The 14,943-nt window shown below is 53.3% G+C and carries 11 protein-coding genes; 9 read left to right on the forward strand and 2 right to left on the reverse strand.

All coding sequences use genetic code 11. The features are described 5' to 3' along the window. Positions 1–238 precede the first annotated feature (238 nt). The 6 genes from kaiC to J2I46_RS05075 all read left to right on the forward strand — a co-directional run bounded on the left by kaiC (position 239) and on the right by J2I46_RS05075 (position 9,148). Complete coding sequence (gene kaiC, locus J2I46_RS05050) at positions 239–1,951, forward strand: circadian clock protein KaiC (RefSeq protein WP_207327828.1); 1,713 nt, start codon at positions 239–241, stop codon at positions 1,949–1,951. A 106-nt stretch (positions 1,952–2,057) separates the two neighbouring features. Next, complete coding sequence (locus tag J2I46_RS05055; RefSeq protein ID WP_207327829.1) at positions 2,058–2,357, forward strand: circadian clock KaiB family protein; 300 nt, start codon at positions 2,058–2,060, stop codon at positions 2,355–2,357. Position 2,358: 1 nt separating this feature from the next. Further along, positions 2,359–2,715: a circadian clock KaiB family protein gene (locus J2I46_RS05060; RefSeq protein WP_207327830.1), complete on the forward strand. Its 357-nt coding sequence runs from the start codon at positions 2,359–2,361 to the stop codon at positions 2,713–2,715. Next, a complete protein-coding gene (locus tag J2I46_RS05065) occupies positions 2,712–4,031 on the forward strand; it encodes a sensor histidine kinase (protein WP_207327831.1) in 1,320 nt (439 codons plus the stop codon). The genes J2I46_RS05060 and J2I46_RS05065 overlap by 4 nt, the downstream gene beginning before the upstream one ends. Positions 4,032–4,412: 381 nt before the next feature. Then, complete coding sequence (locus J2I46_RS05070) at positions 4,413–7,601, forward strand: SusC/RagA family TonB-linked outer membrane protein (protein ID WP_229379625.1); 3,189 nt, start codon at positions 4,413–4,415, stop codon at positions 7,599–7,601. Positions 7,602–7,615: 14 nt separating this feature from the next. Then, positions 7,616–9,148, forward strand: a complete 1,533-nt coding sequence (locus tag J2I46_RS05075; RefSeq protein WP_207327833.1) for a SusD/RagB family nutrient-binding outer membrane lipoprotein — start codon at positions 7,616–7,618, stop codon at positions 9,146–9,148. Positions 9,149–9,222: 74 nt separating this feature from the next. Here the strand turns inward: J2I46_RS05075 and J2I46_RS05080 are convergent, their stop codons facing one another. Further along, entirely contained in the window at positions 9,223–9,684 is a 462-nt protein-coding gene (locus J2I46_RS05080; protein WP_207327834.1) for a GNAT family N-acetyltransferase, read from the reverse strand. 124 nt (positions 9,685–9,808) lie between these two features. Between J2I46_RS05080 and J2I46_RS05085 the strand changes: the two genes are divergently transcribed. The 3 genes from J2I46_RS05085 to J2I46_RS05095 all read left to right on the forward strand — a co-directional run bounded on the left by J2I46_RS05085 (position 9,809) and on the right by J2I46_RS05095 (position 13,772). Then, on the forward strand, positions 9,809–10,435 hold the full coding sequence (locus tag J2I46_RS05085) for a (2Fe-2S)-binding protein (RefSeq protein ID WP_207327835.1): 627 nt from the start codon (positions 9,809–9,811) through the stop codon (positions 10,433–10,435). Further along, complete coding sequence (locus J2I46_RS05090) at positions 10,432–11,406, forward strand: FAD binding domain-containing protein (protein WP_207327836.1); 975 nt, start codon at positions 10,432–10,434, stop codon at positions 11,404–11,406. The genes J2I46_RS05085 and J2I46_RS05090 overlap by 4 nt, the downstream gene beginning before the upstream one ends. Positions 11,407–11,546: 140 nt before the next feature. Next, positions 11,547–13,772 (forward strand): xanthine dehydrogenase family protein molybdopterin-binding subunit, encoded by a 2,226-nt coding sequence (locus tag J2I46_RS05095; protein WP_207327837.1) that lies wholly within the window; start codon positions 11,547–11,549, stop codon positions 13,770–13,772. Positions 13,773–13,807: 35 nt separating this feature from the next. Here the strand turns inward: J2I46_RS05095 and J2I46_RS05100 are convergent, their stop codons facing one another. Next, positions 13,808–14,908: an SMP-30/gluconolactonase/LRE family protein gene (locus J2I46_RS05100; RefSeq protein ID WP_229379508.1), complete on the reverse strand. Its 1,101-nt coding sequence runs from the start codon at positions 14,906–14,908 to the stop codon at positions 13,808–13,810. Positions 14,909–14,943: the final 35 nt, after the last annotated feature.

Genomic DNA, 14,943 nt, shown 5'->3' on the forward strand with positions numbered 1-14,943 from the left:
CCAGGAAGGTATAACTGCTTTTTTTTGTGCCTGGTCTGCTTCCCCTGTTTCCCCTAAAATCCACTTATTGTGCTGACATGTTCATGAGTAGCAAATCATACACTATACCTTGAAAATCAATCTATTAAGATTAACCTGAACAAGTCATTGCATGCATGCATGTTAATAAGTTTGAAGTATTCTGTATTTTTAACAACCTGATCCTTTTACTGGTTAGGTAGCTATAGCCAGACGTTAAATGAATCCAACGCTTTCCAGGGACTCAAAATACCCCTTAGTTGCCCTTCCTAAAACGAGAACCGGAATTGCTGGTTTAGACGAGATAACCGGTGGGGGCCTGCCTAAAGGTCGGCCTACGCTTATTTGTGGCAGTGCCGGTTGTGGTAAAACACTTTTTTCAATGGAGTTCATCGTTCGTGGTGCTCTTCAGTTTGGCGAACCCGGCGTTTTTGTGGCCTTTGAAGAGAAATCCGAAGAACTGGCCATGAACGTGGCTTCTCTGGGATTTGACCTCAAACAACTTCAGGCAGATAAACTCGTTAAACTCGATCACGTCCGGATTGAACGGAGCGAGATCGAAGAAACCGGCGAATACGACCTCGACGGTCTGTTTATCCGGCTGGGGTACGCCATTGACAGTATTGGCGCTAAACGGGTGGTGCTCGATACCATCGAAAACCTGTTTTCGGGCCTTAGCAACCAGGGTATTCTTCGTGCTGAACTACGCCGACTGTTTGAGTGGCTAAAAGAGAAAGGCGTAACTGCCATCATCACCGGTGAACGCGGCGATGGCACCCTGACGCGGCACGGGCTGGAAGAATACGTATCAGACTGTGTCATCTTGCTGGATCATCGCGTCGACAACCAGATTTCGACCCGCCTGCTCCGGATCGTCAAATACCGCGGATCGGTACACGGCACCAATGAGTACCCGTTCCTGATCGATGAAGATGGCATTTCCGTTCTGCCCGTCACCTCGCTCACATTAGACCATGACGTATCCGCCGAGCGGGTGTCGTCGGGAATTTTGGCGCTCGACAAAATGCTGGATGGAAAAGGGTATTTCAGAGGCAGTAGCGTGCTCGTGTCGGGTACGGCCGGGACCGGGAAAACCAGTATTGCGGCCTGTTTTGTCAATGCGGCCTGTTTACGGAACGAACGTTGCCTGTATCTGGCATTCGAGGAGTCACCCCAGCAGATTGTACGCAACATGAGCTCTATCGGGCTTGATCTTCAGAGCCATATAGACCAGGGCCTTCTTACGTTTCACGCCTCACGCCCAACGCTCAACGGCCTCGAAATGCATCTGATCGCCATTCATAAACTGGTGCGGGAACTGAAACCCCGCCTGGTGGTGCTCGATCCGATCACGAATCTGGTCACGGTGGGGTCTATGAGCGACGTAAAAGCCATGCTGATCCGGCTGATCGATTTTCTGCAAACCGAGCAGATAACGGTCTTATTCACCGCCCTGACCCGCAACACCATTGTGCAGGAGCAGGCCGATGAAGGCGTTGCGTCGCTGGTTGACGCCTGGCTGCTGGTTCGCGACATCGAATCGAATGGTGAGCGCAACCGGGGCATTTATATTATGAAGTCGCGGGGCATGAAACACTCTAATCAGGTACGTGAATTTACGATCACGGATGAGGGCGTTGACCTTGTCGATGTGTACCTGGGGCCGGAAGGCGTGCTGATCGGGTCGGCTCGCGAAGCTCAGCAGTTGCAGGTAGAAACCGGCGTTGCCCTGCGCGACCATGCCGTTGGGCGCAAAGACCGCGAAATTGAACGAAAGCGCCTCGTGCTGGAATCGAAGATTGCCAGCCTGAAAGAAGAGTTCGAGTCTGTTCAGGAAGAGCTGAACAAGAGCTATATAGAAGACGAACTACGGAAAGAGATTCTCGAAAAAAACCGGGAACAGCTCACCCGTCAGCGCCACAAAGAAGAGTAAAGAGTTGTCTGTCATCAATGGCTCCGGTAAGGAACGTACCTGAGCACCCTTGTTAACTGGTCATTGGCAACAGATAATTGCCCCCCCATCCCCCACTACCAACGTTATGGTTATAGAAGAGAAAGATACTGTTTGGGAATTACGACTGTATATTGCCGGCAACACGCCCAAGTCAAATTTGGCGTTGAGTAATCTGAAAAGATACTGCGAGGCCAACCTGAAAGACAACTACGTTATTGAAGTAATTGATCTGCTGGTTCACCCCCAACTGGCCGAGGGCGATCAGATTCTGGCCGTACCAACCCTGGTAAAAAAAGTACCTGAACCCATCCGAAAAATCATTGGCGACCTCTCCAATGAAGAAAAGGTGCTTGTGGGGTTGAACATCCGGCCGGCGGTCAAATAAGATGATAGATCCATCCCATATTGAAGACGGTACAGAAGGGGATGACCATCCAGGCGACGACCGTCTGGATGGTGAACGTCTGCCGTATCAATTGCGACTGTTTGTTGCCGGTGCTTCGGTTAATTCAATCCGGGCCATTACCAATGTGAAACACCTTTGCGAGACGTACCTGGCTGGTCAGTATTGGCTGGAGATTATTGACGTGCATCAGCAAAAGCAACTGGCCGAGCAGCAACAGATTATTGCCTTACCCTTACTAGTTAAACGACTACCTCTCCCCGAGCGTCGGTTGATTGGCGATATGTCAGATACCGAAAAAGTGCTTAAAGGGTTAGGCATCCTAGATGAATCTGTATGACTCAAATACAGACTTACAATGATTTGCTGGCCGAAAACGAGCGGTTGCGTCTCCTACTGGAAGAAGCAACTGAAACGATTCATGCCATCAGAACGGGCCAGATCGATGCGCTGGTGGTTGAGGGGAAAGAAGGCCACGAACTATACACGCTCAAAACGGCCGATACTACCTACCGGGTCATTATTGAAACCATGAACGAGGGCGCCGTAACCCTTGGCGTTGGCGGTTTGATTGTGTATTGCAACTCCATGTTTGCCACAATGGTAGGTATGCCGCTTTCTCAGGTGACCGGCGTGCCGTTCTACAACTTCGTGAGTGCCGATTGCCTGACGATCTGCCAGCACCTGTTTGCCGATGGCCGCATTGAGAATCGAAAAGCTGAACTCTCTCTTCTCGATAACTCCGGCAAACGGGTACCCTGCCTGTTGTCTGTCACTACACTGGAGCTTGACGAAGGCACGTCGCTGTCGGTCATTATTACGGACCTAACAGTTCAGAAAGAAACGCAGCAGCTCCTGAGTCAGAATAACGATCGGTTGGAGAAATCGAATACAGCACTGGAAATCAGTAACAATGCGCTGAATATGTCGAATGATAACCTCCAGCAATTTGCCTACGTTGCCAGCCACGATTTGCAGGAACCACTCCGGAAGATCCAGTCATTCGGCGATCTGCTGAAGACAGAGTACGGCCCGAAACTGGGAACAGAAGGCATTGACATGATCAACCGGATGGGCTCAGCCGCAACGCGTATGTCGTTGCTGATCAGAGACTTACTCAACTACTCTCGCCTTACTACGCAGCAGGCCCCTTTTGAGAGCGTCAGGCTCGACAAATTGCTGGTCGATGTGATGGATGACCTGTCGATTGCTGTTTCAGAATCTGCCGCTGTAATTGAGTCGGATAATCTGCCCGTTGTGCAGGGAGACGCCGCACAGCTTCAGCAGCTGTTTCTGAATCTGTTATCGAATGCACTCAAATTTCGGCGGCCTGAGGTGTCACCCCGAATCCGTATCTCGGCCCGGCAGGTTACAGCATCCGCTCTGCCGGCGGCAGCCCTGGCCTCTCCCTCCGAGATGAACCAGGACCGTTTCTTCCATGAGATCAGTTTGGCCGATAACGGCATCGGCTTCGACGAGAAGTACACCGACCGGATTTTTCAGGTCTTTCAACGGCTTCATGGCAAAACCAACTATCCTGGTAGTGGTGTAGGCCTGGCCATCTGCCGGAAAGTCGTTTTCAACCATCGTGGCGGCCTTGTTGCCCAAAGCAAACCGGGCGAAGGAGCCACATTTACAGTGTATCTGCCCGTCTAGGTACGTTGCCCGGCGGGCGCTGTCTGTAGAGCACTGACTACATACCGTCCAGCATCTTCAGGCTTATTCCTGAGTATTTATGTCGGCCGACCCGGCCCGGCGTGGTTTGCAACTGACAGGGGGCCGATTCTAGTTAGTTATCCCTTCAGTTATACGGCAATCCACCTAGGGTAAACCCTAAAAGTGTACTTATTATACAAGTTACTCACATTACTTACCATACGTTCATAAGCGTGAGTAAATAGGCAATTAAGGCTGTTTATTGGGTATTGGTTGTAATTTTAACCAGTTTAAATTTCACTAAAGAAATACCCTAAATCAACCATTACCTCTTTACTTATGAACAACTCTTTACTCCGTAGAACGGGTGGGTTAGCAGCTATGTTGTTGCTATTCACCCTATCGCTATGGCCCGGCACAGTTAGTGCCCAGGATCGGCGTGTGACCGGGAAAGTTATTTCCGGGAAAGATCAGCAAGGTATTCCGGGTGTTACTATCCTGGTCAAGAACTCTCAGCTAGGTACTACCACAGATGCGGAAGGCAGCTTCGTGCTCAACGTTCCCCCCAATGCCACACTGGTATTCAGCGCAATTGGTTTTGCCGGGAATACGGTAGCGGTTGGCAATCAGACTCAGCTGAACGTAACGCTGCAGGAGGCCGATCAGAACCTGAGCGAGGTGGTGGTTACAGCGCTTGGCATTAAGAAAGAAGCGAAAACCCTTGGTTATGCCACCGCCGTTGTCAATCCGGAACAGATCACGACCAACCGGACGGTGAACTTCGTGAATGCGCTTCAGGGGAAAATTGCCGGAGTAAACATCACTAGCCTGGGAACCGGCGCGGCTGGCACGGCCAAGATCCGGATTCGGGGTCAGTCTTCATTCTCTGGGCAGAACAACCCGCTGATCGTTATCAACGGCGTGCCGGTCGATAACACCAACTTTGGCCAAAACAACGGCAACACTGGCGGCGACAACTCGGTCAGCAACCGCGACCGGAACTATTCAGACGGTGGTGATGGCCTTTCCAGCCTGAACCCCGACGATATTGAGGGAATGACGGTGCTGAAAGGCGGAACAGCAGCGGCCCTGTATGGCTCACGTGCCAAAGACGGTGCCATTCTGATCACTACCAAAACCAGAGGCACATCGGGTGGCATCGGGGTGGTTTACAATACTAACTTCACCACCGATCACCCGCTCGATTTCACTGATTACCAGTACGAGTACGGTCAGGGTGAGTATGGCGTTCGGCCCACAGCGGCCAACCCAACGTCTGGTGTCTGGAGCTTCGGCGAGAAATTCACACCCGGGGCAACACAGGTGCTGTTTGGTGGCCTTACGGTCCCGTATCAGCCCGTTCGTAACCGAATCAATACGTTTTACCGCGATGGCAGCACCTGGACCAACTCCATTTCGCTGTCGTCTGGCGATGAGAAAGGCGGCTTCAACCTGTCAGTGTCGAATCTAGACAACAAAGGCATCACACCCAACAACTCGTTTAACCGGCGCACAATCAACCTTGGTTTCAGCTATAACCTGTCGCCTAAGCTGATCGTATCCGGTTCGTTGAACTACTCGAACGAGCTGAACAAGAACCCGCCGCAGATTGCCCAGCAGGATAACAGCACACCAACGACCGTCTACACCCTGGCGAACTCAATGCCACTCGATGTGCTGGAGGCCAACCAGATCAACCCGGCCACAGGCAACGAGTTCGTGTTCTCGCGCTTCATGAACCGCACGAACCCGTATTTCGTCATGAACTACAAGTTCGAGAATATTCGTCGCGACCGGCTTCTCGGCAATATATCGGCCCGCTACAACCTGACCGACTGGCTGTATGTACAGGGTCGGATCGGGCAGGATTTCTGGTCACGCGATCAGGATTACAACTTCCCAACGGGCCAGGCCTCACTGGCTGCAGCCCCGGCTGGTTTTGTCAACGGAGCGTATGTGCAGGAAGCCCGTCGTTTCCGTGAGCTTAACAGCGACTTCCTGATCGGTGGCAACCGCCGGTTTGGCAAAATCGGCGTAAACATCACGGCGGGTGGTAACCAGCTTTACCGCCGGAGCGACCTGAACAGCGTACTGGCCACCGATTTCATTGTTCGTGGGTTATATGTTCCGCAGAATGGCCGGGTGAAAGATCCACTCTACGGGTTAAGTGAGCGGCGGGTTAACTCGCTCTACGGTGCGGCCGAACTCTCGTACAACGATTTCCTGTACCTGAACGTAACGGCGCGTAACGACTGGTTCTCGACCCTGGCTCAGGCCAACCGCAGCATCCTGTATCCGTCGGTAACGGGTAGCTTCGTGTTCTCGCAGGCGTTCGACAAGATGCCCGGCTGGCTGAATTTTGGTAAACTCCGGGCTGCCTATGCGCAGGTTGGTAGCGATGGCGACGTAGCTCCCTACTCAAATAACCTGTTCTACGCGGTAAGTGCCAACCTCTTCCCCAACCCGTCGGGGGCTGGTCAGCCGGTTGGTTTCATCACCTCAAACACGGTACCGAGCGCCACGCTGAAACCAAGTACAACGGCTGAGGCTGAGGTAGGTGTTGAGCTGAAAATGTTCAATAACCGGGTTGGTCTTGACCTGACGTATTACAATAAAGTTACCAGCGACCAGATTGTCTCGGCCCAGGCATCAGACGCATCTGGCTACACAAACACACTGATTAACAACGGACAGAGCCGTAACCGGGGTATCGAAGTATTACTAAATCTGGCACCGGTACGCACCCGAAACTTTAACTGGGACATCACCCTGAACGGTTCGTATAACGAAACCAAGCTGCTGAAATTAGTGACCGATGATAATGGTACACCTGGAAGAGATTACGACAAAAACGGGTTACCCGAACAGATCGTGGTAGGAACGGGCGTATTCGTTGGTGAACTACGGCAGGTGGTTGATCAGCCGCTAGGGCAGCTATACACGTATGGGTACCAGCGCAACGCGGCGGGTCAGATCATCCACGGTGGCGACGGCCTGCCAGTTCGTACGGCAACACCAATTTCCTTTGGATCAGCCCTTCCCAAATACGTTGGTGGTATCACAAACACATTCAATTACAAAGGCATTAACCTATCCTTCCTGATCGACTTTAAACTGGGCGGAAAAATGATATCGGGTACAAACCTGAACCTGTTCCGTCATGGTCTTCAGATGGAAACACTGGTTGGCCGGGGCGACGCCGACCAGAAAATGGTGGGTGCCGGAGTGAATGAGAAAGGCGAACCCAATACCGTTCGGGCCTTCGTGCAGGATTACTATTCGGTAGGCCGCTCGAAAAGCCTGGGCGAACAGGTGGTGTATGACGCCGGTTTCTGGAAACTTCGCCAGATCTCGATTGGCTACGATTTCACCAAAATGTTACCCAAGACACTCTTTATCAAAGGCGTTCGGCTGAGTGCAGTGGCCAACAACGTGGCCGTACTGAAGAAATGGGTGCCAAACATCGACCCTGAACAATTCGGCTTCAGCTCTGATAACCTCGTTGGCCTCGAAGCAACGGGTATTCCAATCAGCCGCAGTGTTGGTTTTAACCTGAATGTCAAGTTTTAACGACCGACCTCCCCATGAACAATAAACTTATTCTCCTTACGCTGACAGCGTTATCGATAAGCATCAGCGGTTGCGACAAGGGATTCAACGAACTAAACGTCAACCCAACGGCCGCCACCTCGCTCAACCCGGTATTTACGTTCAACAACGCCGTAGTAAATACATCATTCCCATCGTCGACGCTGATTTTTGAGCATCCTATCGTTCAACAGATATTCTCGCCAAATTCAGGCGTATTGGCTGGCGGTAACTTCAACGTTGATAACCGGGGCTCAGCTGGCCCCAACGCCGCGATCTGGCAACGCTATTACCGCGATAACATTCGCTACCTGGTCGATATACTGAACCAGACAAAAACGGATGCCAACCGGGTCAACCTCTACAATATGGTTCGTATCTGGAAAGCGTACTCATTTATGGTGTTGACCGACACCTACGGTGATGTGCCCTACTCCGAAGCCGGACTGGGGTATATCGGTAGCAATGTCTCACCCAAGTACGACTCGCAGGAGAGCATTTATACCGACATCATCAAAGAGCTAACCGAAGCCTCGGCCGCCCTGGATGCCGCAAAACCCACCGAAGCGGGCGAAATTGCCTATGGAGGCAACATACCCAGGTGGAAACGATTCGGATATTCACTGCTGTTGCGGGCCGGCATGCGGCTGTCGAAAGTAAACCCTACGCTGGCCCAGTCGACGGTGCAGAAAGCGGTTGCCGGCGGTGTATTCCAGTCGAATGCCGACAACGCCGTGATCAGGAACGACGCCAACTACCAGAATCCGGTTGGTGTCACGCTGAACTCAACCGAAGCGGCCAACCTGTATCTTACAGGCTATTTCGTTGATTACCTGAAATCGACGGCCGACCCCCGGCTTGGTTCGATTGCTGCCCGTTATGTTGGTGCCAAAAGCGGCCCTGAGCAAACAGCGGCTCGTATAAACCGCGATCCATCGGTACAGATCGGGATGCCGCTGGGCTACGACAACGGTACCATTCCAGCCCGCGCAACGGCCGATAAGCTGGCAAGCTTTTACGATTACAGCCAGCTGGATCGTACCCGTATGGGTAAGATAACTGCACCAACGTACCTGGTTACGTATGCCCAGACACAGTTATTGCTGGCCGAAGCAGCCGTTCGGGGCTGGACAACGGGCAACGCAGCCGACTATTATAACGCAGGCGTAACAGCCCATATGCAGCAGTTGGGTGATTATGATGCAACATCGCTCGTGCCGCAGGCCAACATTACGGCCTACCTGACGGCAAATCCGTATGTGGCGGCCAGAGGGCTGGAACTGATCAACACGCAATACTGGATAGCTTCCTTCCTGAACGGACCTGAGGTGTTTGCCAATTTCCGCCGCAGCGGATTCCCCAAACTAACCCCAAATCCATATCCGGGTAAAGAGATCAAAGGCAGCTTCATCAATCGCCTGTCGTATCCTGACCTGGAGATTTCGGTCAACAAAGCCAAAGTCGACGAGGCCATTGGCCGCCAGGGCGCTGACAACCTCGACACGCGCGTCTGGTGGGATAAACAATAGGTTTACCTGTTCATTGCCTCAAAAGCCCCGTTCACTGAGCGGGGCTTTTTGCTATCCTTTCAGGCAGGAACATGTCAGGCGTTGAGGTGCAATTTCATTCCTTCGTGAGAGGCAACAAAGCCCAGCGACTCGTAAAAGCGTTTTGCATCCGGGCGTTCTTTATCAGTTGTCAGTTGGAGGAGATGGGCACCCTTTAATCGGGAACGGTCAATTGCGTAGTCGACGATCGCCCTTCCAATCCCCTCCCCCCTGTAGTTGGCCTTCACGCGGACCGCTTCAATCTGGGCTCTGATACCACCCTGGTACGTAAGGTATTGAATAAAGCTGAGCTGAAACGTCGCCACAACGTACCCGGCCCGCTCAACCACCATCAACTCCTGATTCGGGTCGGCGTCAATTTGCTCGAAGGCACGCAGGTACGTTGCCGGAAGAGGTAGGCTTAGTTGCTCCCGTTTACTACCCAACGCATCATCCGACAGCATTCTGACGATCTCAATCAGGTCTGATTCGGTCGCTAATCGGTAGGTCAATTCCATAAGTAGGGTATTATTTTGGGTCTGTTGAGCCTGGAAGTTCACCTGCAGGCCGTTGCCGAAGGAAAGATAACAAACGGCCCGCCAATCAACTTTGAGCAGTACGAATGAATTCCAGCTCACTGTTATGGCAGAAAAAGACACGTACCTGATCGACGGCTCGAACCGACGATGGTTTCTGAAACAATCGTCGGCATTGACCGGGCTTTTACTGGCTCCTCCGCTTGTTGCCACATCGGCTCAATCTACCCAACGCCAACCAACAGTACCCCCCAGCGGAAAACGGGCAATTACCCTTAGGATCAACAAAAAAACGTATAAGATCGACGTTGAACCGCGCGAAACGCTGCTCGACGTGCTGCGCGAACGGCTCGATCTGACAGGCACCAAAAAGGGCTGCGACCACGGTCAGTGCGGTGCCTGTACGGTACACGTAGATGGTCGGCAGAGTAACGCTTGCCTGATGCTCGCCGTGATGCACCAGCATCAGGAAATCACCACTATCGAAGGACTTGCCCCATCTAAAAGCCAGTTGCATCCGTTACAGGCCGCTTTCGTTAAGCACGATGGTTACCAGTGCGGTTTCTGCACGCCGGGGCAGATCATGTCGGGAGTGGCCATTATCAGGCAGGGCCACGCCAATTCCCCCGACGAAATCAGGGAGTGGATGAGCGGAAACATTTGCCGGTGTGCGGCTTACAGAGGTATTGTTGAGGCGATCGGGTCAGTACAAAAAGAAGGAAAAACCGTATGAAATCATTCGATTATGTGCAGGCCAGCCAACCGGCCGATGCGCTTCGTCTGATCGGAGCTGCTCCTTCGTCTCGCTTTATCGCAGGTGGCACCAACCTGGTCGACCTGATAAAATACGAGGTTGAAAATCCAGGTACGTTGGTCGACATCAGCCAGTTACCACTAACGAAAATCGAAAAAACGGCTACCGGCATACGCATCGGCGCTTTGGCGCGGAACAGCGACGTGGCGGCCAACAAGCTCATCGCCAGCCAGTTTCCATTACTTTCGGAAGCCCTGCTCGCGGGGGCTTCGCCGCAGTTGCGCAATATGGCAACGATGGGTGGCAACCTGCTGCAACGTACCCGCTGCAATTACTTCTACGACCCCAGCCAGCCCTGCAACAAACGCGCACCGGGGTCGGGCTGCGGAGCCATCGGCGGATACAACCGGATTCACGCCATTCTGGGAGCAAGCCCACAATGCATCGCCACGAATCCGAGCGATATGAACGTGGCACTGAGTGCACTCGACGCCGTGGTGCAGATCAGTGGTCCTAACGGGAATCGGTCGGTGCCAGTGATTGATTTTCATCGGCTTCCGGGCGATACGCCCCAGAAAGATTCAGTGCTGGAACCCGATGAACTCATCGTAGCCATAGACCTGCCAACCCCGAAAAATGCGGGCAAATCGCACTACCTGAAGGTGCGCGACCGGGCTTCATACGCCTTTGCCATCATATCGGTAGCGGCTCGTCTGGCGGTAGACGGCGGAGTAATCCGCGAGGCCAGACTGGCCCTTGGCGGCGTGGCACACAAACCCTGGCGATTGGTGGCCGTTGAAAATCAACTGATTGGCAAACCTGCTACCGACGCCACGTTTCAGGCAGCGGCCCGGCAATTGCTGGCGGGTGCCCAACCTCACGAACACAATGCCTTCAAAATCAAACTGGCCCAATCGGCCATTGTCCGGGCGCTGCAAACGGTAGCATAAACCGCTCTCGCTGGCAAATATGGTCGGTATGCTTCGCTGTCATTCATCGTTTCGGGTAACAATGAACCACTCAATGACAACCGTTTCCACCCAATAACAGCGAAGGTACTGGCGCCTCAGGCATATTGACATTTCAACTTATGGCAAAGAAACTAATCGGTGATCCAATCGACCGGATCGACGGAACGCAGAAAGTGACCGGATCGGCCCGGTATTCGGCTGATGTGAAACGGCCAGGGCTGGTACACGGAGTACTGGTGATGAGTACCGTTGCCAATGGTACCATTCAGACGCTCGATACAACCGAAACACTCAGACTCCCCGGCATACTGGCGGTGATGTCGCACACCAATGCGCCGAAACTGGGCGGTATGGACAAAAACAAGTCAGGCGAAACGGCTTCTGACCGGGTGTTGCATGTATTTCAGGACAACCTGGTGCATTACAACAACCAGCCAATTGCGATGGTTATTGCCGACACGTTCGAACAGGCCGTTGAGGGCGCGTCGCTTGTGCGGGTTACTTATGCTACAGAACCAGTTAAACCCGGCCTGCCGACCAGCACCGATAAACCGCTTACTCCCCCCCGGTTGCCCCGTGTAGACGACCAGGTAGATACCACACGCGGCGACGTAAAAAAAGGGATGGCGGGAGCTGCCTCCACCCTCGAGGCGACGTACAAAACCCCAACGCAGTTTCATAATGCGCTGGAGCCGCACGCGGTTCTGTCGTTTTGGGAGGGCGACAAACTGACCATGTATACGACCACCCAGGGCATTTCGGGCTATCAGAAACGAGTGGCCGAACTTTTTGGCATGCCCAAGGAAAATGTCCGGGTGATTACGCAGTATCTGGGCGGGGGATTTGGTAGTAAAGGCACCACGTTCTCGCAGGCGATGCTTGGGCCGATGGCGGCAAAACTGGTGGGCAAACCCGTTAAACTGGTGCTGAAACGAGAGCATATGTTTGGCATGGTTGGCTCTCGATCGGCAACGGTGCAGACCATGAACGTGGGCGCTACGGCCGACGGGCAACTGACGGCGATGACCCACGATACCCTTGCTCAAACGTCTGCCTTCGACGAGTTTATGGAACCCGCCGGCACCATCACCCGGATGCTGTACGCCTGCCCGAATCTGGCCACGACACACAAGTTCATCAAGGCGAATGTGGGTTCTACCTCACCCATGCGGGCACCGGGCGAAGCGCCGGGCGTCTTTGCGCTGGAGTGCGCTATCGATGAAATGGCTGACAAGCTTAAGATCGACCCACTTCAATTCCGGTTAAAAAACTACGCCGAAGAAGACCCGCACAGGAACCGGCCTTTCTCCAGCAAATCACTTCGGGAATGCTATCAGCAGGGGGCCGACCAGTTTGGCTGGTCGAAACGGGCAAAGCAGCCCCGCGCTACCCGCGATGGCAATTACCTCGTTGGCATGGGTATGGCTACCACGGTTTACCCCGTCAACCGGGGCGAATCAACGGCAATGGTTCGCCTGAATACCGATGGTACTGTCAGGCTTGAAACAGGAACGCAGGATTTGGGTACAGGTACGTTCACGATCATGAACCAGCTTGCCGCCGAGGTGCTTGGCCTATCGCCCGACCAGGTAACGCTCGGAGCCGGTGACTCGAAATACCCGGAAGCTGTAGGCTCGGGCGGCTCGCGAACCACCGTTACTACCGGATCGGCAGTGACACAGGCGGCGCAGGAGGTACTGAAAAAGGCAAAAAAAATGGCCTATAGCGATAAGAAATCACCGTTGTATGCTGTAGCTGAAGCCGAGATCGAAGCCAAGAACGGCAGGCTTGAATCTAAGTCTGACCCCAAGAAAGGGGAATCTTTTACCAGTCTCCTGAAGCGAAACGGCAACAAGCCCATTGAAGCCACTACGTTGTCGAAGTCGGGGGCCGAGAAAGAAACCCATTCGATGAGTGCCTTTGGCGCCATCTTCGTGGAAGTACGCGTCGACGAGGCGCTGGGCGAGGTACGTATCTCCCGAATGCTGGGCAATATCGCCGCCGGTAAGATCGTGAATGCCAAAACGGCCAAAAGTCAGATTCTGGGAGGCATGGTGTGGGGGGTCAGTATGGCCCTGCACGAATACGCCGCATTAGATACGCGCAATGCCCGGATTATGAACCCAAATCTGGCCGAATACCACGTACCCGTCAACGCCGATATCCGGGATATAGACGCCATTTTCATTGACGAGGCCGACGAAACGGTTAACCCGGCGGGAGTAAAGGGAATTGGCGAAATTGGCATTGTTGGCACGGTTTCCGCCATCGCCAACGCCATTTACCACGCCACCGGCAAACGCCATTACGATCTGCCGATTACCGTGGAGAAACTAATTGGGTAACGGTTAACGGGTTTGAATAAGACCCGTTAACTATGTTAAAGCTTCACTTTGAACAGCCTGAACGGGTAGCTGACTTTATCCTGACCGTCGTTATTTTTGGCTGTACGGTTGATCTGGGCAGCGGTGACGTAGAGATACCCATCCGGCCCGATTCCGAAGCTATCGGGCCATATTAGTCGTTGGTCACGTACCACCGTTTCCAGTTTACCATCGGGCGTTACCCGGCGGATGGCTTTATTTGGCGAATCGGTGAGGTATACGTTACCCGATTTATCTGCGATCATACCGTGCGAGATACCTGTTTCGCCCACCAGTTCCACGCCTTCGGCTACCTGCGCGGGTGTCAGGTTAGGATTGACCAGCAGGTCAGTCGCGATACGGTAGAGTTTGGTCTGGTTTATCGCCCGGTAGTAGAGATACCGAAAGTCGTGGGTTAGGGCAATACCATTCACGTTGCTGCTGAACGACTTACCCGTCTGGTCTTTCACTTCCTTACCCTCTATAATGAGTTTAAAGCCTGGTTCGGCCGAGGTCGACTTGTCTTTCTCCAGCAATGTCCGGCTCTTACCCGATGTTAGGTCCAGCACCACCAGGGCCGACCGTTTGGGGTCAGACAGATACGCTACCTGCCGCCGGGTATCTACCTGAACATCGTTGAGGCCGGTTTGCTCGCGGGGCAGATCCTCGAAGCGGTAGGTACGTTCCACCCGGTCGGTTTTCAGGTTGATCCGTAGCAGCTTGATACCCGCACTGATTGGCGGATTGTCTGCCGGATTGGCTGGGTCAAGCACCCAAAGCATGTTGGTCTGGTCTACAAACAACGCCTGCACATTGATGAACCGGTCTTTGGGTTTCAGTGAATCCCACTGGTTTATCTGCGCGTTAGGGTACGGTTTCCGCTGGCCATCGATGATTTCCGCCAGCCCATACCGGTACACTTTCCCCTTCGGGAATGTCACAAAGATTCGGCCGGGCATTCGTGCAGACGCCCCTTTCGGCCCGTCCTGCGAAACGGCTAGTCCAACCGGTTGATAAGGTCCGAATTCGGCCACCTCTATCAGTTCGGGAGCTATTTGTGCGTTGGCGGCAAGGCCAGTCATACTGAGGATCAGAAGAGAGAAAAAGCGGTTTTTCATTGTGTATCAACCAGGCTGTTCGTAATCGGGCCACT

Origin of the sequence: Fibrella forsythiae, assembly GCF_017353175.1 — a bacterium.
GTDB classification, from domain to species: Bacteria; Bacteroidota; Bacteroidia; order Cytophagales; family Spirosomataceae; genus Fibrella; species Fibrella forsythiae.

What these genes read in the sequence shown, in the direction of transcription:
- kaiC (WP_207327828.1), top strand. Translation starts at nt 239, where the DNA reads ATGAATCCAACGCTTTCCAGGGACTCAAAATACCCCTTAGTTGCCCTT.
- J2I46_RS05055 (WP_207327829.1), top strand. Translation starts at nt 2,058, where the DNA reads ATGGTTATAGAAGAGAAAGATACTGTTTGGGAATTACGACTGTATATT.
- J2I46_RS05060 (WP_207327830.1), top strand. Translation starts at nt 2,359, where the DNA reads ATGATAGATCCATCCCATATTGAAGACGGTACAGAAGGGGATGACCAT.
- J2I46_RS05065 (WP_207327831.1), top strand. Translation starts at nt 2,712, where the DNA reads ATGACTCAAATACAGACTTACAATGATTTGCTGGCCGAAAACGAGCGG.
- J2I46_RS05070 (WP_229379625.1), top strand. Translation starts at nt 4,413, where the DNA reads ATGTTGTTGCTATTCACCCTATCGCTATGGCCCGGCACAGTTAGTGCC.
- J2I46_RS05075 (WP_207327833.1), top strand. Translation starts at nt 7,616, where the DNA reads ATGAACAATAAACTTATTCTCCTTACGCTGACAGCGTTATCGATAAGC.
- J2I46_RS05080 (WP_207327834.1), bottom strand. Translation starts at nt 9,684, where the DNA reads ATGGAATTGACCTACCGATTAGCGACCGAATCAGACCTGATTGAGATC.
- J2I46_RS05085 (WP_207327835.1), top strand. Translation starts at nt 9,809, where the DNA reads ATGGCAGAAAAAGACACGTACCTGATCGACGGCTCGAACCGACGATGG.
- J2I46_RS05090 (WP_207327836.1), top strand. Translation starts at nt 10,432, where the DNA reads ATGAAATCATTCGATTATGTGCAGGCCAGCCAACCGGCCGATGCGCTT.
- J2I46_RS05095 (WP_207327837.1), top strand. Translation starts at nt 11,547, where the DNA reads ATGGCAAAGAAACTAATCGGTGATCCAATCGACCGGATCGACGGAACG.
- J2I46_RS05100 (WP_229379508.1), bottom strand. Translation starts at nt 14,908, where the DNA reads ATGAAAAACCGCTTTTTCTCTCTTCTGATCCTCAGTATGACTGGCCTT.